Origin of the sequence: Phytohabitans flavus (genome assembly GCF_011764545.1) — a bacterium.
In the GTDB taxonomy this organism is placed as follows: domain Bacteria; phylum Actinomycetota; class Actinomycetes; order Mycobacteriales; family Micromonosporaceae; genus Phytohabitans; species Phytohabitans flavus.
The window spans coordinates 173,211-191,368 of sequence record NZ_AP022870.1 but is presented as its reverse complement, the minus strand read 5'-3'; the positions used below and the strand labels follow the sequence as shown (position 1 = coordinate 191,368).

At 69.8% G+C, this 18,158-nt stretch carries 16 protein-coding genes; 10 read left to right on the top strand and 6 right to left on the bottom strand.

Annotated features, from left to right (window positions below):
* The first annotated feature begins 89 nt into the window (after positions 1-89).
* The 6 genes from Pflav_RS00850 to Pflav_RS00825 all read left to right on the top strand — a co-directional run bounded on the left by Pflav_RS00850 (position 90) and on the right by Pflav_RS00825 (position 5,791).
* Positions 90-656, top strand: coding sequence for a hypothetical protein (locus Pflav_RS00850; protein WP_173032928.1), 567 nt, complete (start codon positions 90-92; stop codon positions 654-656).
* Positions 653-1,201 (top strand): hypothetical protein, encoded by a 549-nt coding sequence (locus Pflav_RS00845; protein ID WP_173032926.1) that lies wholly within the window; start codon positions 653-655, stop codon positions 1,199-1,201. The genes Pflav_RS00850 and Pflav_RS00845 overlap by 4 nt, the downstream gene beginning before the upstream one ends.
* Entirely contained in the window at positions 1,198-1,671 is a 474-nt protein-coding gene (locus tag Pflav_RS00840) for a hypothetical protein (RefSeq protein ID WP_232070889.1), read from the top strand. The genes Pflav_RS00845 and Pflav_RS00840 overlap by 4 nt, the downstream gene beginning before the upstream one ends.
* Positions 1,668-2,837: a zinc-dependent alcohol dehydrogenase gene (locus tag Pflav_RS00835; protein ID WP_173032924.1), complete on the top strand. Its 1,170-nt coding sequence runs from the start codon at positions 1,668-1,670 to the stop codon at positions 2,835-2,837. The genes Pflav_RS00840 and Pflav_RS00835 overlap by 4 nt, the downstream gene beginning before the upstream one ends.
* Positions 2,838-2,982: 145 nt before the next feature.
* Complete coding sequence (locus Pflav_RS00830) at positions 2,983-5,058, top strand: cellulose binding domain-containing protein (protein WP_173032922.1); 2,076 nt, start codon at positions 2,983-2,985, stop codon at positions 5,056-5,058.
* Positions 5,059-5,140: 82 nt separating this feature from the next.
* Positions 5,141-5,791: an NADPH-dependent F420 reductase gene (locus Pflav_RS00825; protein ID WP_232070888.1), complete on the top strand. Its 651-nt coding sequence runs from the start codon at positions 5,141-5,143 to the stop codon at positions 5,789-5,791.
* An 8-nt stretch (positions 5,792-5,799) separates the two neighbouring features.
* On the opposite strand, the gene Pflav_RS00820 is transcribed toward Pflav_RS00825, so the two are convergent.
* The 3 genes from Pflav_RS00820 to Pflav_RS00810 are packed head-to-tail and all read right to left on the bottom strand — an operon-like array spanning position 5,800 to position 8,323.
* The gene (locus Pflav_RS00820; RefSeq protein ID WP_173032920.1) at positions 5,800-6,327 is read right to left on the bottom strand and encodes a SigE family RNA polymerase sigma factor; all 528 of its coding nucleotides are present in this window, start codon (positions 6,325-6,327) and stop codon (positions 5,800-5,802) included.
* Positions 6,324-6,902, bottom strand: a complete 579-nt coding sequence (locus Pflav_RS00815; protein ID WP_173032918.1) for a permease-like cell division protein FtsX — start codon at positions 6,900-6,902, stop codon at positions 6,324-6,326. Before Pflav_RS00815 ends, Pflav_RS00820 begins: the two co-directional genes overlap by 4 nt.
* Positions 6,903-6,910: 8 nt before the next feature.
* Complete coding sequence (locus Pflav_RS00810; protein ID WP_173032916.1) at positions 6,911-8,323, bottom strand: MFS transporter; 1,413 nt, start codon at positions 8,321-8,323, stop codon at positions 6,911-6,913.
* Positions 8,324-8,379: 56 nt separating this feature from the next.
* Here Pflav_RS00810 and Pflav_RS00805 point away from each other — a divergent pair, with 56 nt between their 5' ends.
* The 4 genes from Pflav_RS00805 to Pflav_RS00790 all read left to right on the top strand — a co-directional run bounded on the left by Pflav_RS00805 (position 8,380) and on the right by Pflav_RS00790 (position 15,798).
* Positions 8,380-9,015: a TetR/AcrR family transcriptional regulator gene (locus tag Pflav_RS00805; RefSeq protein ID WP_232070887.1), complete on the top strand. Its 636-nt coding sequence runs from the start codon at positions 8,380-8,382 to the stop codon at positions 9,013-9,015.
* On the top strand, positions 9,015-10,259 hold the full coding sequence (locus Pflav_RS00800; RefSeq protein ID WP_173032914.1) for an erythromycin esterase family protein: 1,245 nt from the start codon (positions 9,015-9,017) through the stop codon (positions 10,257-10,259). The genes Pflav_RS00805 and Pflav_RS00800 overlap by 1 nt, the downstream gene beginning before the upstream one ends.
* Before the next feature lie 92 nt (positions 10,260-10,351).
* Positions 10,352-10,741: an effector-associated constant component EACC1 gene (locus tag Pflav_RS00795; RefSeq protein WP_173032912.1), complete on the top strand. Its 390-nt coding sequence runs from the start codon at positions 10,352-10,354 to the stop codon at positions 10,739-10,741.
* On the top strand, positions 10,741-15,798 hold the full coding sequence (locus Pflav_RS00790; protein ID WP_173032910.1) for a caspase, EACC1-associated type: 5,058 nt from the start codon (positions 10,741-10,743) through the stop codon (positions 15,796-15,798). The genes Pflav_RS00795 and Pflav_RS00790 overlap by 1 nt, the downstream gene beginning before the upstream one ends.
* Here the strand turns inward: Pflav_RS00790 and Pflav_RS00785 are convergent.
* The 3 genes from Pflav_RS00785 to Pflav_RS00775 are packed head-to-tail and all read right to left on the bottom strand — an operon-like array spanning position 15,795 to position 18,157.
* Positions 15,795-16,268 (bottom strand): hypothetical protein, encoded by a 474-nt coding sequence (locus Pflav_RS00785; RefSeq protein ID WP_173032908.1) that lies wholly within the window; start codon positions 16,266-16,268, stop codon positions 15,795-15,797. The genes Pflav_RS00790 and Pflav_RS00785 overlap by 4 nt on opposite strands.
* Positions 16,269-16,278: 10 nt before the next feature.
* The gene (locus tag Pflav_RS00780) at positions 16,279-16,926 is read right to left on the bottom strand and encodes a hypothetical protein (protein ID WP_173032906.1); all 648 of its coding nucleotides are present in this window, start codon (positions 16,924-16,926) and stop codon (positions 16,279-16,281) included.
* Positions 16,927-16,951: 25 nt separating this feature from the next.
* Positions 16,952-18,157, bottom strand: a complete 1,206-nt coding sequence (locus Pflav_RS00775) for an MCE family protein (RefSeq protein WP_197937797.1) — start codon at positions 18,155-18,157, stop codon at positions 16,952-16,954.
* Position 18,158 lies beyond the last annotated feature (1 nt).

Genomic DNA, 18,158 nt, shown 5'->3' with positions numbered 1-18,158 from the left:
GGCGCTCGGAATCGGCCCCGCTGAGCGCGAATGGGCCGGCGCCAGGCGGGTACCAGATCCGGGAAGACGCATACCCCGGAGGATCAACCGTGACAGACAGCTTGGAGCGCATGGTTGGCGACTGGCCGGTGGAGGCTGCCGAGGCCGCGCGGCTCACCGCGGAGCGATACGGGCCACCGGACGAGACGATGCCCAGCCGCCTGGTATGGAACCACGCCCTGCCCTGGAAACGCGTGGTGGTCAACCGGGACGCCTCGGAGCACCGCTTCCCCATGCCACACGTGGACCGGATGGAGAACTGGATCGACCTGGAGGTGCCGAGGGAGAGCGCCGCCGACCTCGCCGCCTTCAACGGCAGCATCCGGGTCGAGCGGACCCGGGGCGAGATGGCCGTCACCTGCGACGTCGAGGCGATCAACTTCCTCGCTGTCAACCTGGCCCACGACCTGGTCAAGGGTCGCATCAACGTGGACGAGGCGCGCCGCGAGTACACCGAGATGGCGGCCGGCCACCTGATGGGCCGCCCCCAGCCGTACACCAGCGGTCTGGCCTTCGCGCCGGTGGACGCCGGCGCGGGTACCGCCGACGAGGACGAGCCGGTCGCGCCGCACCACGTACCGACGGTGGACACCCGCCGCATGGGGAGGCGGAAATGACCGGGTTGTTCACCGAGGGGTGGCCCAGCTCGGCGACGGCCGCGGCCCATGCCACCACCGAGAAGTACGGGCCGCCGGACGAGGCGAGCCCCAGCACGCTGATCTGGCACGACCGCGCGCCGTGGAAGCGGATCATCGTCTCGCGGGCGATGGTCCCGCACCGCTTCCCCCACACCCACGTCGACGTCATCAAGCACGTCGTGGACCACCCCGTGCCGATGGACCGGATCGGCGACCTGGCCCACTTCAGCGGCAGCGTCGTGTACGACCGCACCCGCGGCGAGCTGTCGTCGCACTGCGAGGACGAGGAGGGCAACGTGCTCTCGCTAAACCTCGCCCATGACGTGGTGGTCAACGGCCTGGACCCGCAGTCGGCCCGGCGCCGCTCCCACCACGCGATCGAGACGAGAAACAGCCAGAACCGCGACCCGTACCTGGACGCGCTGATGTTCACGCCCGGCCGGGGCGCCGACCCGGACGAGGCGACGATCGACGAGCATCTGCGCGATCGGCTACGCCAGGCGTTGGGCGGCGTGGACCGGTGAATCTGGTCAAAGGCGCTTTCTTCGGCGCCGTTGGCGCGGCTGGCGTCGCGGCCGCAAGCAGCGTGCTCGCCGCGCGCAGCCGCGAGCGCCAGCTCGCGTCGGACCCTCGGTGGCACGTACTGACCGTCCACAAGGCACTGGACGAGATGCGCGCCGCCCCACTTCCGCCGCCGCTGGCCGAGCTCGGGGAGGCGGTACAGATCGAGCTGCGCCGGGCGGCGGGCGACAAGGGCACCGAGATCGCGGTCCGGCTCCGCGAGGGCGAGCCGTCCGGCCTGTCATCGGTGACCGCCAGGCTCACCGACCAGGACCCCCGGCGCGCGGTGCGCCGGGCGCTGCGCGAGGCCAAGAGCATCATCGAGACCGGCGAGGTGCTCAAGCCGGACACCCAGACGTCCACCCGCCGCACCGTCGTCAACCGGCCGCTGGAGTACGCGTCCCGCCACGGCCGCGAGGAAGGGCTGCTATGAGGGCGCTGGTCTGGGAGGGCGTCGACGCGCTCGCGGTGCGGGACGTGCCGGACCCGCGGCTCGAAAACCGTCAGGACGCGATCGTCCGGGTGCGGCGGACCGTCACGTGCGGCTCGGACCTGCACCTGCTCGGCGGGTACATCCCGTTCATGCGGGCCGGCGACGTGCTCGGCCACGAGTTTCTGGGCGAGGTCGTCGAGGTCGGCCCGGACGTGCGTAAACACAGCATCGGCGACCGGGTGGTCGTGTCCTCGTTCGTCGCCTGTGGACGGTGCTGGTACTGCGCGAACGACCTCCACTCGTGCTGCGACAACAGCAACACCAACCCGGCCGTCACCGAGACCGTGTGGGGCCAGGCGGCGGCCGGCTGCTACGGGTACTCGGACGCGATGGGCGGCTTCAGGGGCAGTCACGCCGAGTACGTGCGGGTGCCGTTCGCCGACGTGGGCGCGTTCAAGGTGCCGGACGGGGTGAGCGACGAGCGGGCCGTCTTCGCCTCCGACTCGGCACCGACCGGCTGGATGGGCGCCCACCTCGGCGGCGTGCGGCAGGGTGACGTCGTGGCGGTGTGGGGCGCCGGCGCGGTCGGGCAGCTGGCGGCGCGGGCGTCCATGCTGCTCGGTGCCGAGCGTGTGATCGTGATCGACCGCTTCGACTACCGGCTCCAGATGACCGAGCGCCACATTGGCGCCGAGACCATCAACTACACCCGGACGAGCGTGGCAGGCGAACTCCGCGAGCGGACCGGCGGTCGCGGGCCGGACGTCTGCGTCGAGGCGGCCGGCATGGAGGCGCACGGCATCGGGCCCGAGTACCTGTACGACCAGGTCAAGCAGCAGCTCCGGCTGCGGCAGGACCGGCCGCCGGCGGTCCGTGAGGCGATCCACGCCTGCCGCAAGGGCGGTACCGTCTTCGTGCTCGGCGCCTTCACCGGCATGGTCGACACGTTTCCGCTCGGCGCGCTCATGAACAAGGGCCTCACGCTGCGCGGCGCGCAGACGCACGGCCCGCGCTACATCCCGATGCTGCTGGACCGGATGGAACGCGACGAGGTGGTCACCGAGCACCTCGCCACGCACGTACTCCCGCTGGCCGAGGGGCCGCTGGGCTACCAGCTGTTCAAGGAGAAGCAGGACGAGTGCGTCCGCGCGGTGTTCACGCCCTGACGCTTGCCAAGTGACGATGCTCGATTGATACTGCTATCGGTTTCAGAGCCGGACATGGTCGCGAGGCTGGGCAACCTTCGACCCTCTTTTTCAGGAGCGACGCGTCGTCCCTGCCGATGCGTCATGTCCCCGGAGCGTCTGACCGATGAGATACCACAGCATCCGCCGCGCGGCGTCCGCCGCGGCCCTCCTCCTCGCCGCCGGCGTGCTCGCCGGCATCAGCCAGCCCGCCGCCAACGCGGCCGCCACCCCCACCACCGTCTCCGTCAACGCGCGGGCCGGCCTCGCCGCGATGCCGGCCACCGGCCTCGGCATCAACGACGCCATCTGGGATCAGGAGCTCGGCACCAACGCGGTGGCCGACCTGCTCAAGTCGGCGGGCGTGACGATGCGCCGCTACCCGGGCGGCTCCTACGCGGACATCTACCACTGGGCCGACCACACCGCGCCCGGCGGCTACGTCGCGCCGAACACCGACTTCGACAGGTTCATGGCGGGCGTCCGCCGCACCGGCGCGCAGCCGATGATCATCGCGAACTACGGGACCGGCACCGCCGCCGAGGCCGCCGGCTGGGTCCGCCAGGCGAACGTCGTCAAGAAGTACGGCGTCAAGTACTGGACCGTCGGCAACGAGAACTACGGCAACGGCCACTACGGCTCGGCCTGGGAGGCGGACAACCACCCGGACAAGAGCCCGCGGCAGTACGCCACGGAGGTCGTCGCGTACGCCGACGCGATGAAGGCGGTCGACCCGACCATCAAGGTGGGCGCGGTGCTCACGATCCCCGCCGGCTGGCCGGACGCGATCGTGGCCGAGGGCGACGCCGGCAGCTGGAACCAGGTCGTGCTCTCCATCGCCGGCCCGAAGATCGACTTCGTGGATGTGCACTGGTACCCGGGCGGTGGCAGCGCGGCCGAGGCGATGGGCAAGACCGCGCACCTCACCGACGCGCTCTACATCGTGCGGCAGCAGATCGCGAAGTACGCCGGCGCCAACTCCGGCCGCATCGGCATCAGCCTCACCGAGACGAACGTCGGCGTCGGCCCGAACACCCAGCCGGGCGCCATCTTCCTCGCCGACACGTACGCCACGCTGCTGGCGAACGGCGTCTTCACGGTGCAGTGGTGGAACGTACACAACGGGATCGGCAACGTGTCCACTGTGGCGGGACAGACCGACTACGGTGACTTCGGCATCCTCTCCAGCGGTACGTGCACATCGGACGGTACGACCTGCGAGCCGGCACTCAACACCCCGTTCGCGCCGTACCACGCGCTGTCCCTGATGAACTCCTTCGCCCGCCCGGGTGACCAGTTCGTCCGCGCCGCCACAGGCGACCCGCTCGTCACCGCCCACGCGGTCCGGCGGTCCAATGGGGACGTCAACGTACTGCTGCTCAACCGCGACCCGGACAACGCGCGCGACGTCACCATCGACTACGCGGGCTTCGCACCGGCCACCGGCGCGGTGACCGTCCACACGTACACGAACGGCGCGGCCGGCATCGCCACCGCGCTGGCGGGGACGGCGACAAGCCAGACCCTCCCGCCGTACTCGCTGACGGTCGTGCGGGCTCGCGACTCGCGGGTAGTGACCGGCCCGCCCAGCGCACCCGGCCAGCCCACGGCGAGCGGCGTCACCGACCGCACCGCGACGATCAGCTGGCCGGCCGCCCGCGCCGGCGCGCACCCGATCGCCAAGTACGAGGTGTACCGCCAGTTCGGCGCGGTCAGCGAGCAGCTCGGCGAGACGCCGGGTACCTCGTTCACCGTCGGCAACCTGCGGCCCGGCAGCCGGTACACGGTGAACGTGCTGGCCCGCGACACCGCCGGCAACGTCTCCTGGGCCTCCCCGCCGTTGACCCTGACCACGGGCACGCCGGCGCAGAGCACGTGCACGGTCAAGTGGACGTACACCACCGACTGGTCCAGCGGCTACGTGGCGTCGGTGGACATCACGAACACCGGGGACCGCGCGCACCCCAGCTGGACGCTCACGTACGAGTGGCCGACCACCTGGCAGCAGATGAACGGCGGCTGGAACGCCACCTGGACCGAGACCGGCCGCACCGTCAAGGTGACAAGCCTGGACGGCAGCGGCCCCCTCGCCGCGGGCGGCGGCACGGTCAACGTCGGCTTCGTCGGCGGCTACAGCGGCCCGAACGTGACACCCACGGCCTTCACCCTCAACGGCACGCTCTGTACGACGCTCACCCCCTAGCCGAGGCCCCGGCCGGCCGCATCGCAGTGCGGCCGGCCGCCCTCAGCCGTGTCTGATCGGTCACAGCGGCCGGAGGGTAGACATGGCCGTGGCGGGGCAGTTCTCCGGTATGAAGATCGGAATCATCGGCTCGGGCAACGTCGGCGGCACACTCACCCGCCGCTTGCAGGCCCTCGGCCACGAGGTCACGGTCGGCAACTCGCGTGGCCCCGAGACGCTCACCCCGCTCGTCGCGGAGACCGGCGCCACCCCCGGCACCGCCCGGCAGGCAGCCGAGTCCGGCGACGTTGTCGTGATCGCGACCCCGGTGCGCGCGGTACCGGACCTGCCCGCCGACGCCCTCCGCGGCAAGGTGGTCGTCGACGCCAGCAACTACTACCCGCGGCGCGACGGCCAGATCGGCCCGATCGACGGCGGGGAGGCCTCCAGCCGCTGGACGTCGGAGCACTTGCCCGGCGCGGCCGTGGTGAAGGCGTTCAACACGATCCAGGCCGGGCACCTGCTGGCCGGCGGGCTCCCAGCCGGCGACCCGACCCGCATCGCGCTCCCCGTCGCCTCCGACGACCCGTCCGCCAAGCGGACCGTGATGTCGCTGGTCGAGGAGCTGGGCTTCGACCCGATCGACGCGGGCGGCCTGGACGACAGCTGGCGGCAACAGCCCGGATCGCCGGTGTACACGACCGACCGCGACGCCGCCGGCGTACGCGACGGCCTCTCCGAAGCGCGCCGGTAGTCCAGGGCTCAGGTCCGGGCGAACTCCTCGCCCAGCGCCGCGCGCAGCCGGGTCAGCGCGCGGGCGCTCTGTGTCTTCACCACCGAAGCGGAAACCCCGAGGATGTCGGCGACCGTCTCCACGCTGTGATCCTCCCAGTAGCGGAGCACGACGATCGCCTGGTCGCGTACCGGGAGGGTGGCCAGCACGCCCATCAGCGTGACGTGCAGCTCGGCCGCCGCCTCCGGGTGATTCGCCACGGGCTCGGGCAGCTCGGCGAGCACGACCTCACCGCTGCTGCGCCGCTTGCGCTGGTCGAAGATGGCATTCATGAGCACACGCCGGGTGTACGCGTCCAGGTTGTCGGAGCGCTGGACGCGAGCCCACGAGGCGTAGATGCGGGCCAGCGCGGTCTGCGTCAGGTCCTGGGCGAGGTGCCAGTCGCCGCACATGAGGTAGGCGGTGCGGCGCAGCCGGGGCGCCGTGGCCGCGACGAACGCGGTGAACTCCTCGTCCCGCTGCCGGCGCCCGCTCCCGCGCCACCGAACGCCCCTCACTCGGTCTCTCCCGGAAGCGCGCACCTGGCACCCACGACGGTAGACACCCCAGGCCTCGCCTGGAGCTCCTCTTGCAGCGCCAGCCGCCCCTCCGGCTGAGCCAGCCTGACCCGGAACTCCTCCGGTATCTGATCCAGCTGGACGGCCGCGACAAGGTCGGGTGCGTCCCGGTACATCTCCTTGAACCGGGCGTAAGCGGCATCCTTGCTCTGGTACCACACCTGCCGCACTCGGGGGTCGGTCCGCAGCGCCTGGTCGAGGTCCGCGCGCTGCTCATCGGTGACGTCCAGATCGAGGAAGAGCACGATGTCGGTCCCGGCCGCCTCGATCTGGGCACATCTCGCACCGGACGAGAGCGCCATCACGGTGGAGGTGCTCTGCCCGGCGGGGACGGCGTTCACGGCGACGACGGCGGCGAGCGCGGTGACCACGGCCGCCGCACCGCCAAGCGCGAGGTGGCGTCGGCGGCGCAGGCGGCGCCCGCCGGCCATGGCCTCCTGGGCGAGGTCACCTGGCGGCGGGAGGGGCTCGCCGCTGAGTGCCCGGTCGAAGAGCACTCGCAGGTTCTGGTCCACAGTGGCTCCTATCGTCTGACGGCTTCCCCCTCTACGACTGGTTGGGCCGGTGGTTCGGTGACAGGTGCGCGGCCGAGCGCCCGAGGAATGGTGACGGCGATCGCGGCCGCGACGGCGAACATCGCGGCGGCGCCGACCAGGCCAGCACGGTACCCCTCGACCAGCGCGGATCCGCCGATCCCGCTGGCCACCAGCGCGAGCGCCGCGAGGCCGACCGCCGCGCCGACCTCCTGCGACGAGTTGACCAGGCCGGACGCGGCGCCCTGCTCCTGCGCCGGTACGCCGCTGGACGCCGCGATGTACGTCGGCGCGTAGGCGAGGCCGCTGCCGAACGCGAGCAGGAGCATGCCGGGCAGCACGTCGGTCCAGTAGCCGCCGCCGCTGGGCAGCCGCGCGAGCAGGAGCGCGCCGGCGGCCAGCAGCGCCAGGCCGGTCGTGAGCAGCGAACGCACGCCGAACCGCCCGGTGAGCTTCGCCGCGCGCGGAGACAGCAGCAGGATCAGCAGCGTGATCGGGGCGAACGCGGCACCCACGGCCAGCGGCGGATAGCCGAGCACCACCTGCAAATAGAGCGTCAGGAAGAACAGGGTCGCACCGAGCGCACCGGCGTTGAGCAACAGCGTGGCGTTCGCCGCCCGTACCCCCGGCAGGCGAAGCAGCGCGAACCGCAGGAGCGGTGCGGGCTGCCGCCGTTCCACGATGGCGAACGCCGCGAGCAGCGCGGCCGCCGCGGTGGCGGCGGCGAGCGACCGAACACCGGCGCCGTCCTCGCCAAGCCAGGTCAAAGCCAGGATCGCGGCGGCCAGCCCGCCCGCGAGCAGCAACCCGCCGGCAAGGTCCATGCGGGGTCGCTCTTTTCCAGGCGCATCGTGTACGAGCAACGTAAGCGCCGCCACGACAGCCAGTCCAATGGGGACGTTGATGAAGAAGATCCAGCGCCAGCCGAGAAACTGAGTGACCGCTCCGCCGACGAGCTGGCCGGCGATCGCACCCGCCGAGCCGACGCCGGCCCACAGTCCCAGCGCCCAGTTGCGCTCCGGCCCCTCGGCGAGGCTGGCGGTGATGGCGGCGAGCGCGTTCGCCGAGACCATGGCCGCGCCGACGCCCTGAAGGCCGCGGGCGGCGAAAAGCTGCCAGTCGCTCTGGGCGGCGCCGGCGACGAGCGACGCCACGACGAACACGGCGAGGCCGCCCAGCAGCATCCGGCGGCGGCCGAGGAGGTCACCGGCGCGACCGCAGACGATGAGGAGGCTGCCGAACGTCACCGTGTACGCCGCGGCGGTCAGCTGGACCCGACTGTCGAGCAGCCCGAGGTCGCGCCGGATCGACGGCACGGCCACATTGATGATCACCACATCCAGGATGAGCATGAACTGCGCCGCGCAGAGCGCGATCACCGTCCACCGGGCCCGCGGTCCCATGGGTCCTCCGTTTCCCTACACCGTAGGATTTAAACCCTACGCCGTAGACTCGACCCGTGACAACCGCATCCGCCCGCCGCCCCGGCCGACCCCGTCCGGGCACGCTGACCCGGGAGGCGATCCTGGCCGCCGCCCTCGCGCTCGTCGACGAGCAGGGCATCGAGGCGCTGAGCATGCGAAAGCTGGCCGCCCGCCTCCAGGTCGACCCGATGTCGATCTACCACCACGTGCCGAACAAGGCGGCCCTCGTCTCCGGCCTGGTCCAGGCGGTCTTCGCGGAGATGGCACCCCTGCCCGACGGGTCCGGCCCGTGGCAGGAGCGGGTCCGCGGCTGGGCGCGGGCGTACCGTGATCTGGCCCTCGCCCACCCCCACCTGGTGCTCCAGATCGTCACGGACGCCGCGGCCGCGTCCGAGGCCGCGATCCAGATCAGCGAACCGCTCTACGCCGCGCTCGCCGCCGCCGGCCTGCCCCCGCATCCGGTGATCCACGCGGCGGGGACGCTTGTCGACTTCGTCCACGGGTACGCGCTGGGTGCCTCGGCAGCCGCGGCCGCCGCCCCGATGAGCGACCATCTCGCCGCGATGGACCCGGCGCTGGTGCCGACGATGCATCGCGTACACGCGGAGGCCGAGCCTGGCGGTGGCTTCGAGGCAGGTTTGGACATCATCATCCGGGGCATCACGCGCTGATGCGCGACAACGTCGTTCACCTGCGGACGCCCGATCCCGACGCCCCACTCGACGACCTCGAGCCGCTGCGGGAGATCGTCGGTGACGCCCGTGTCGTCGCTCTGGGCGAGAGCGCGCACTTCATCCGCGAGTTCACCCAAGCCCGCCAGCGAATCCTGCGCTTCCTCGTCGAGCGTTGCGGCTTCTCCGCCTTCGCCTTCGAGTACGGGTTCAGCGAGGGGTTCGCCCTCGACAGGTGGGTACGCGACGGTGCCGACGTCGACCTCACCGAGGTCAGTGAGGCGGCGAGCGCCTGGGGATCCGGCGACCTGATGCGCTTCCTGCGCGGTCTCACCACGGGCTCGGGCCGGCCGGTTCACTTCGCCGGAATCGACTTCCCCGAGGCCGGCGGCTCGCTGCTGCCCGCGCTGATACCGCTCGCCGAGTACCTGCGCGGCGTCGACGCCGACGCACTGCCGTCGATCGATGCCGCCATCGCCACCGCGGAACGCTTCGCCACCGCCTCGGCCGCCTCCGCCGCGCCCGCCTGGGCCCAGCTCGAAACCGCCGAGCAGGACGCCCTCACCGCGACGCTGGCCCGACTCCTGCTGCGCTTCCGCGGGCTGGGGCCGCTGTACGTCGAGCGCGGCACCCTGTACGACTACGACGTCGCGCTCCGCCGGCTGGAGGCGGCCGCATGCGGGGACTACATGCTGCGCGCCATGAACGGGCTCTTCACCGGCACCGGCCTGCCCGCCGACATGTCCGTCCGGGACCGGTACATGGCGGACTCGGTCGGCTGGCACCTGGAGCACGCCGACCCGGACACCCGGCTCGTGCTCGCCGCGCACAACAACCACATCCAGCGCACCCCCGTCTCGTACGGCGGCGTGCTGACCACCCTGCCGATGGGCCTGCACCTGGACCGGGCACTCGGCACGGCGTACCTGCCGATCGCGCTGACCAGCACCGCCGACCACACGGCCGAGATGCGGCTGGACAGTTCCACGGCGGCCGGCTTCACGGTCGTCGACACGCCGATCCCACCGCCGGAGCCCGGCAGCGTAGAAGCGGCCATGCTGGAGGCCGGCGTACGGTTCGGCCTCGTCGACCTGAGACGCGCACCCGTGGCGGCGGTCGAACGGCTGGACCGTATCCGCAGCCAGAGCGGCTACATGCACACCCCGGTCGCCGACGCGTTCGACGCCGTACTGGCCGTCCCAGACGCCACTGTGGAGGAAGGGCTGGCCATCTCCGGCCGCTGATCTTTCCCGCGCTCACGACCAGGCTCGGCACTGTGGAACGTTCATATAGCGGGTCGGGGACCTGAGAATGCCGAGGTTGAGAACGTGTTCTATTGTTCGACGCCGTGGACACAAATGCGCGCTTGTTGATCTCGGCGGAGGTTCACGAGATTGAGTCCTTGTACGAGTGGCTGTGTATGGATCGCGGTCTCGCACGCGTCGCCGCGGTTTCCCCGGCCGATTCGCGCGATCCGTCCAGTATGTCCACGCTGGAGCTCATCAATGTGATCCTGACCCACGTTGGTGCCGCAGCGAACCTTGCCCTGGCACTGGCAGCGTGGCGGCAGAGCCGCTCCGACCCCGGAGTTGTCACGGTGACCCGGCCGGACGGGCAGGTGCTGACGATCGGCGGTTCGGCCGAGGTCACGTCGGAGCTGATTGTCGCGTTTTTGTCCACAAACGCACAGGAAGCGGTCAGCCCGACGTCGCAACAGGAGTCGTGATGCTCAAGCTCCCCGATCCGGAGGAATCACGCGCTGTCCTGATCGGCGTTTCGGACTATCGCAGTCTGACCGAGCTTAAAAGCGTCACCAAAGGGCTCGAAAGCCTGCGCGAGCTACTCATCGATCCGACAATCTGGGGCCTTCCACCTGAGAATTGCGTCATTGTAGCCAACCCGCAGAATTCGAAAAAACTTCTCGAACCGCTACACGACGCGGCTCGTTCCGCGACCGCCGCATTGGTCGTCTACTTTGCTGGACATGGCCTCATTGAACGGGGCCGAGACCTGCGTCTCGCGCTGCCCGACGCGAATCGGGAGCGCCTCCTGGACACCGTGTCGTATGAGGATGTCAGGCGTGAGGTCACCGTCACCGGACGGCGTTGCCCCGCCAAGGTCGTGATCCTCGACTGTTGCTTCGCCGGCATGGCCATGTCCGAGTTCCTGACGGGCGAGGTGGATATAGCGGACCAGGCAACGGTCGAGGGTGCGTACCTGATGACCGCGACGGCGGGGACAGCACTGGCCCAGGCGCCGGACGGTGAGATGTACACCGCCTTCACCGGCGCGCTCGTGAACACTCTCCGGAATGGCGTGGCGGACGGCCCTCGCCTGCTCGACACGGCAACGATCTTTGGGCAGGTCGAGCACCGGCTCCAGGCGGACAATCGACCGATTCCACAGTGCGCGAGCCGCGGCCAGGGCAGCCGGATCGTCATCGCGCGAAATCGAAACGCCGGCTCGTCGATCTCGACTCTGTGGCGAGAACTCGTTGCCGATCACAAGGTGTGGACCCACGTGCCCGCCAGCGAGCAGAGCGAGATGGTTCGGCGCGGCTGTGTCGATCTGGTGGAACACCTCGCTCGCTTGCGTGCAGCGGCCGATCCAGCTATGGAGTCCGACCCCTGGACCGATCGCGGGCTCGCGGCTCGGATGTCGGAGCGAGCCCAGTGGCTGGTCGGACTGATCCCCGCTGATCACGGCACAACCGCTGCCGACGCGCACCGGTTCTCCGCCGGTGACGCTGCCCTCATCGCGACACTTCCATTCTTGTATGACACGTACTGGGCGCTGCTGGGGGCGGAGGCCGCGACGATCGCTCCGCAGGAGTGGATGCCAACTTACGAGGGGGACAACAAAGCGGCAGACTTCTGGAGGTTCGCCTCCGGCTACGGTCGGCTTGTGCGCCGGGTCGAGGCGGCGCGGGACAGAGCCGGCGCGGCCCGTGACATTGGCTGGTGGCTGCTGCACCGATGGATATACCGGCGTACGGTCGCCAATCCAGCCGACCTACTGGCCACGCTGCTCGAACCAACTGGTGATGACAGGTGGCTGGCCAAGGTGTTCCGTCGCGGCCTCGTCGGCGAACTCCTCCACGGGTTGCGCGGCGACATAGGGTTCGCGCTGCGGACCGACCGGCCCGACGCTCTGCTTCCAGTACGAATGGTCGACGGCGGCAGCACCCGCGAGCAGCCCATCCACGAACAGCGGGTGGCCTATCTGCTCGCTGTCGCGCACGCGATGGCCATCGACCCGGCTCGGCTACCGCAAGTGGTGGTGGAGCATCTGGCCACTGGTGACCCGGTGAAGCTCCCGAGTCTCAAGTCGGCGGTGGCCGGCGCGGAATGGTCGGGCCAGGCCGGAGTGCGGACACTGGAGGCAGCCTGTGACCACCCCGCGATCGATCTGGCACTGCGTGAGCACGTCATCGCACTGGACAGGCTACTGACAGAGATCCACCTCGCGGCGAATGCCCACGCCGCGTTGGAGCCGCTCAAGAAGCTGCCGCACCGGGCCAGCGCGGACCTCGTTCGGCCAGCCATCGTGAATGGCAAACCTCAGTACGACGACGCCGGAGCAAGGTTCGAGCTCGCAGAGGATCGAGTGCAGGAACTCCTCATGGGCGAGAAGCTCTACGGCGACCCGGCCCTGGCCATCCGGGAGATGTATCAGAACGCACTCGACGCTTGCCGATTCCGGCTGGCCCGCGAAGAATACCTAGCCCGCCGCACCGGCAGGCCGCAGACCTGGACCGGCATGATCCAGTTCACGCAGGGCGTCGACAAGAGCGGACGGGCCTACCTCGACTGCACCGACAACGGCGTTGGGATGAGTAAGCGCGATCTCACCCGGGTCTTCTCAAAGGCCGGAGTGCGGTTCGCGGACCTGCCGGACTTCCTTGAGGAGCAGGCCGAATGGGCACGGCAGCAGCCGCCGATCCGGCTGTATCCGAACAGCCGGTTCGGAATCGGCGTGCTGAGCTACTTCATGCTCGCCGACGAGATCGAGGTGCGGACCTGCCGATTTGGCCGTGACGGCCGGCCAGGAGACCAGCTGACAGTTCGGATCGCCGGTCCGGGCACCCTCTTCCGGGTCATCAACGAGGGCCCGGGGCGGGATCCCGGCACCCGGATCCGACTCTACCTGCGACCGGACACCCAGCACCCGTACAGTGTCGACCTGCTACGACGGCTGCTGTGGGTGGCCCAGTTCGACACCACCGCCAGGCACGGCGTCGATGAGCACCATTGGCCGGCTGGCGCCCTGTCCGACGCGGCTCCTGTGGGTTGCGACGATCCGTTCACCGATACCCCACAGGATGACCTGGTCATTTGGGCATCGGCGGATAGTCCTGTCTGGTGGTGCACTGACGACGGGGCAGTCCTGGTCGACGGCCTGTGGCTGCAGCACGGCCCGTACGGTGCGGTGGTAAACCTCGACGGAGAGGTCGCACCGGATCTTTCGATTGACCGCAAGAAGATCATCAACTACCGGGCCCAAGACGTCGATGCTCTTCTCCGCCAGGCCGCCGTTGCCGCTGCCAGCGTAGACAGCCCGGTCTTCACCCACGAGTGGATCAGCGCCATTGCGCGAAGGAATCCAGAGCTCGCCGACCTTATCTTCGACCTAGGGGTCAAAGCAGGTTGGCGACAATGGCCAAACCAGGATCACTCTGGCGAAACTCTGCTTATCACAGGCTGCTTCCCGCCAGACGAGGATGCCTCCTGGCTTCCTCCGGCGAGGTGGGCCGCAGACCCCGACAACAGATTGGCACCCGGGAGCGCTGACAGCCAGGACAGCGTGAGCGCCCACTATGGACTAAGTAAGTGGCGCGCGACAGCTTGGGCCGCGACGGGTGCATTCGGGCCCGATGTCACACCCGGCGTCCCAAGTAGAGCTATCGTCCCAGCCCGCCCGAGCGACGCCTCCATACTCTCCACCAAGCCGCACCCATCCTTCCGATCTGGTACTCCTCCAAGGGCCGGGCGACGCTGGCTGGATCCGGCCGAGCCGGTGCCCGCCGGACACCTGTTCGCTGCGGCCGTTCGCCTGCGGCGAAGCCCTCGCGCTATCGCAGACCGACTCACCGAGCTTGGCTACACCGTCGAGAACGACCCGGACATACTTCCCACCCACGTACCGTCCGAAGAGGACACGAGTGTACTCAGCTTCAACCCTCGGAAGGCGGGATCGTGGCTCCGGCTAGGCAAGACAGTCCCCTTGTCCGCCGTGTATGCAGCGGCCTTTCGACTGCGCCAAAGTCCCAGCGTCATCGCCGACCGGCTCACTGAGCTCGGCTACACCATTGCCACTGATATCGACCCGCTCATCACGCAACCCCTCTCGCCCGACGACGCCATCATGCTCAGCCGTGACCTCGGCGGTGAAGCACCCTGGCTGCGCCTCTCCGACCTGGTGCCCACGGGACACCTGCACGCCGCAGCCATTCAAATGCGTCAAAGTCCCCGCGCAATAGCCGACCGGCTCATCGAACTTGGGTACACCATCGCCACCGACGTCGACACACTCCCCAAGCAACCCCTGCCCAAGGACGACGCAATCCTCTTCAGCCTCCATGTCAATGGCAATGCGCCGTGGCTGGACCCTGCGGCGCCCGTGCCCTACGCGAACTTCTTCGCCGCAGCTGCCGAATTGGCGCGAAGCCCTCGCGCCATAGCTGACCGACTCACCGAACTCGGCTACACCATCGACGTTGACATCAACACCCTTCGCGCCAAACGCCCGTCCCAGACTGACGCCAGCCTGCTCAGCCTCGACGGCGACGGCATCGCGCCATGGCTGAACCCGGCCGAGCCGGTACCCACGGGGCACCTGTACGCCGCCGCCGCCCGACAGCAGCGAAGCCCTCGCTTCATAGCCGACCGACTCACCGAACTCGGCCACACGATTGACATCGACATCGATGTGCTTCCCACCCAACCCTCCGAGGACGACGCCAAGGTGCTCCGCATCGACTCGGACGAGGAAGAGCGATGGTTACGGCTATCTGGACAGGTGCCCATCCATCACCTCTATCTCGCAGCGGCTTCGCTGCGACGAAGCCCTCGCGCTGTCGCCGAGCGACTCGCCGAGCTCGGTTTCACGATCGACTTCGACTTCGACATCGACACACTTGTCGCCCAGCCCATATCGAAAGACGACGTCGCCCTGTTCGATCTCGGTGAGGACGACGCCTCGCCGTGGCTACGGCGATCCGAACCGGTGCCTACCGGACACGTCAATGTCGTAGCCGCTCGACTGAGCCGAAGCCCTCGCGCTATCGCCGAGCGACTCATCGAACTCGGCCTCACCATGGACAGCGACGTCGACACGCTCTCCAGCCGACCCCCAGTCGAGGACCATGTCACGATACTCAGCCAGGACCTCGACGGCGTGGCACCATGGCTGCCGCCGTTCAGGCCGGTGCCCGTCGTACGCCTGTACATCGCGGCCGCTCTACTGCGGCAAAGCCCCAAAGCCATCGCCGAACGACTTACCGATCTCGGCTACACCGTGGACACCGACCTCGACACACTTTTCGCCCAACCCCTTTCCGAAGACGACGCCAAGGTGCTCCGCGGCGACCGCGAAGCCGAGGGGCCGTGGCTGGACCCATCCGAGCCGGTGCCTACCGGACGCATCTTCGCGGCAGCCGCTCGACTGCAAAGAAGTCCTCATGCCGTCGCCGAGCGACTCACCGAACTCGGTTACCAGACGAGCGGCTGGCTTTTCGGTGCGAAGCCCGGAACCTCCGCAAGCACGCCAACGAACCGCCTTTAGATCGCGGCGGCCTTGGCGACCTTCCACTCCCCATCGACCGGGACCATCGTGAGTACGACCCGGTTCTGGTCCACCTTCTCGCCCGCCGTGTTTACGTTGCGGCGGTACTGGTTGAGGTAGAGCAGCAGCTCGACCTCGTCGCCGGCGGCTGTGACCACGCCGGTCGCGGAGACCTCGGCCACCACGACGGCTTGCTCCTTGACCGCGGTCTCCTTCAGCGCCGAGGTGGTCTGCGCGTACTCGTCCGCGAAGCCGCCGGTGACGAAGAGCCGGCCGTTCGCGACGCTCGTGTCGAACGTGCGGTAGTCGTACGAGAAGATGGCCTTGGCGGCCGGGGTCGCGGCGGCGAGCGACTGCCGCACGGCGCTCTCGCGCTGGTCGGCCCGGTGGTGGCTCCACCAGGCGGCGCCGCCCACGCCCGCGGCCAGCGCCGCCGCCACGGCGAGCGCGGGAAGCAGCTTGAGTCTCATGTGGATCCTCCTATCCCACGAACTGGAGCCGGGCGACGCGCCAGGCGTCGCCGTCGCGGGTCACGTCCACCTGGATCCGGTAGTGCGACGGCCGGCCCTCGGGCGCCTTGGCGTTCTTCACGGTGGCGTCGACCGCGACGAGTACCACCGCCGAGCGGCGGTCGCCGGAGACAAGGCCGGCGCGGAGCACGGTGCCGGTCGACTCCACCTTGTTCTCGACGATCGCGGCCCGCACCTGCGCCTGGCCGCGGACGAACTCGTCCTTGAACTCGCCGGTCGCACCGGCCACGATGCGCTGGAGGTCGCGGTCCACACTCGACGCGCTGACCGAGACGAAGTTGACGGCCGTCTGGCGGGCGGCGGCGAGGGCCGCCTCGTGCGCCTTGTCGAGCGCGCGGTCGCCGTACCACCGGTAGCCGCCCAGCACGGCGGCGGCGAGGGCAAGTGCCACGACCGCACAGGCGACAAACACGATCCACTGTGGACGACTTGGGCGCTGGGGTGGGCTGTCGAGGACCGGCTCCTCGTCCAAGCGGCCGAGCAGCTCTACCGGGTCCTCCTCCACGCGGGGTACCCGGCGCACGACCGCCCGGCGGCGGGTCACGGTGCCGCCGGAACCCTTCACCAGCTTCAGCGTGCGCTCTTCGCGCGTCGGCATGGGATGCCTCCCTGACGAGAAATGGCTACGGAGCCAGGCCAGCAAGGAGCAGCTGCTTCCAGGACTGATCGCCGGCGAGCTGCCCCTGACCGCCGGTCGTACCGAACCGGAGCGGGCTGCCGTCCGGCGCGGTGACAAGCCCGGTGGCGGGGTCATACCCGGCCGCGGGCTCGGGGCCACCGGGGCGGGGCGCGTTCGCCGTACTGCGTACGCCTGAGCCACGCGCCCGGTCGGCGGCGGCGCACTTGGTCGACGTGCCGTACTTGCAGGACGGCGGGTCGTCGATGTTGACCACCAGTCCTAAGTGGGCGGTGCCGTCTCCGGGCGTGACGGTGAAGCCACCCGCCACGACGAGCGGGTACACGACGAGGATCTGCTCGATGCCGGGCAGGCGGCGGGCGGCGACACCGTTCACCGAGACGAGGTTGCCGAGCAGCGTGCCGATCGTCGGTTCGAGGTCGCGCAGCAGCGTGACTAGCTCGGCGGCGGCCGGCGGGGTGACGGCGAGCAGCTTTCGCAGGTCGGCGTCCGAGGCGCGCAGCGTGGCCGAGAGCTTGGCGAGGCCGTCGGCCCACTCGCTGATCGCGCCGGCCGACTCCGCCTGCGTGGTGAGGACCGTGCGGCCGTCCCGGATCAGCGCGACGGTCTCTGGCAGGCTCGCGGCCGCGTCGGTCAGCAGCGCGTCGCTGGCGTCGAGGATCGTCCGGAGCGCGGTCTCGTTTTCCTCGAACGCGGTGCCCAGCTCGTCGATGACCACGGCCAGGTCGTCCGGATCGACCGAGCGGACCAGCGCGTCGAGGTTGGCCAGCAGCGTCTCGGCGGCGATCGGGGTGCCGGTGCGGTCCCGCGGGATGACTGAGCCATCAGTCAGGTATGGGCCGGTGTCCCGTTCCGGGCGCAGGTCGAGGTACTGCTCACCGACCGCCGAGCGCTGCGTCACCACGGCCCGGAGCGCGTCCGGCACCCGCACGTCGCCGTCGAGCCGCAGGTCCACGCGTACGCCGTCGCCGTGCAGCCGTACCGCCGCGACCCGGCCGGCGGGCGAGCCTCGGTAGGTGACCGGGGCGTTCGGGAAGATGCCGCCGGCCTCGGCGAAGTCGGCGTGCACGAGGTATCCCCGGCCGAGCAAGCGGTCACCGAGGCCGACGTACCGCACCGCGACATAGGCGATGCCGAGCACGCTCACGACGAGGAACGCGAGCACCCGCAGCTTCGTACCCGTCCCGATCACG

Excerpts from the sequence above, each read along its gene's own strand:
- Pflav_RS00825 (WP_232070888.1), top strand. The coding sequence starts at position 5,141 with ATGGCCGTGGCGGGGCAGTTCTCCGGTATGAAGATCGGAATCATCGGC.
- Pflav_RS00800 (WP_173032914.1), top strand. The coding sequence starts at position 9,015 with ATGCGCGACAACGTCGTTCACCTGCGGACGCCCGATCCCGACGCCCCA.
- Pflav_RS00835 (WP_173032924.1), top strand. The coding sequence starts at position 1,668 with ATGAGGGCGCTGGTCTGGGAGGGCGTCGACGCGCTCGCGGTGCGGGAC.
- Pflav_RS00785 (WP_173032908.1), bottom strand. The coding sequence starts at position 16,268 with ATGAGACTCAAGCTGCTTCCCGCGCTCGCCGTGGCGGCGGCGCTGGCC.
- Pflav_RS00790 (WP_173032910.1), top strand. The coding sequence starts at position 10,741 with ATGCTCAAGCTCCCCGATCCGGAGGAATCACGCGCTGTCCTGATCGGC.
- Pflav_RS00845 (WP_173032926.1), top strand. The coding sequence starts at position 653 with ATGACCGGGTTGTTCACCGAGGGGTGGCCCAGCTCGGCGACGGCCGCG.
- Pflav_RS00780 (WP_173032906.1), bottom strand. The coding sequence starts at position 16,926 with ATGCCGACGCGCGAAGAGCGCACGCTGAAGCTGGTGAAGGGTTCCGGC.
- Pflav_RS00830 (WP_173032922.1), top strand. The coding sequence starts at position 2,983 with ATGAGATACCACAGCATCCGCCGCGCGGCGTCCGCCGCGGCCCTCCTC.
- Pflav_RS00810 (WP_173032916.1), bottom strand. The coding sequence starts at position 8,323 with ATGGGACCGCGGGCCCGGTGGACGGTGATCGCGCTCTGCGCGGCGCAG.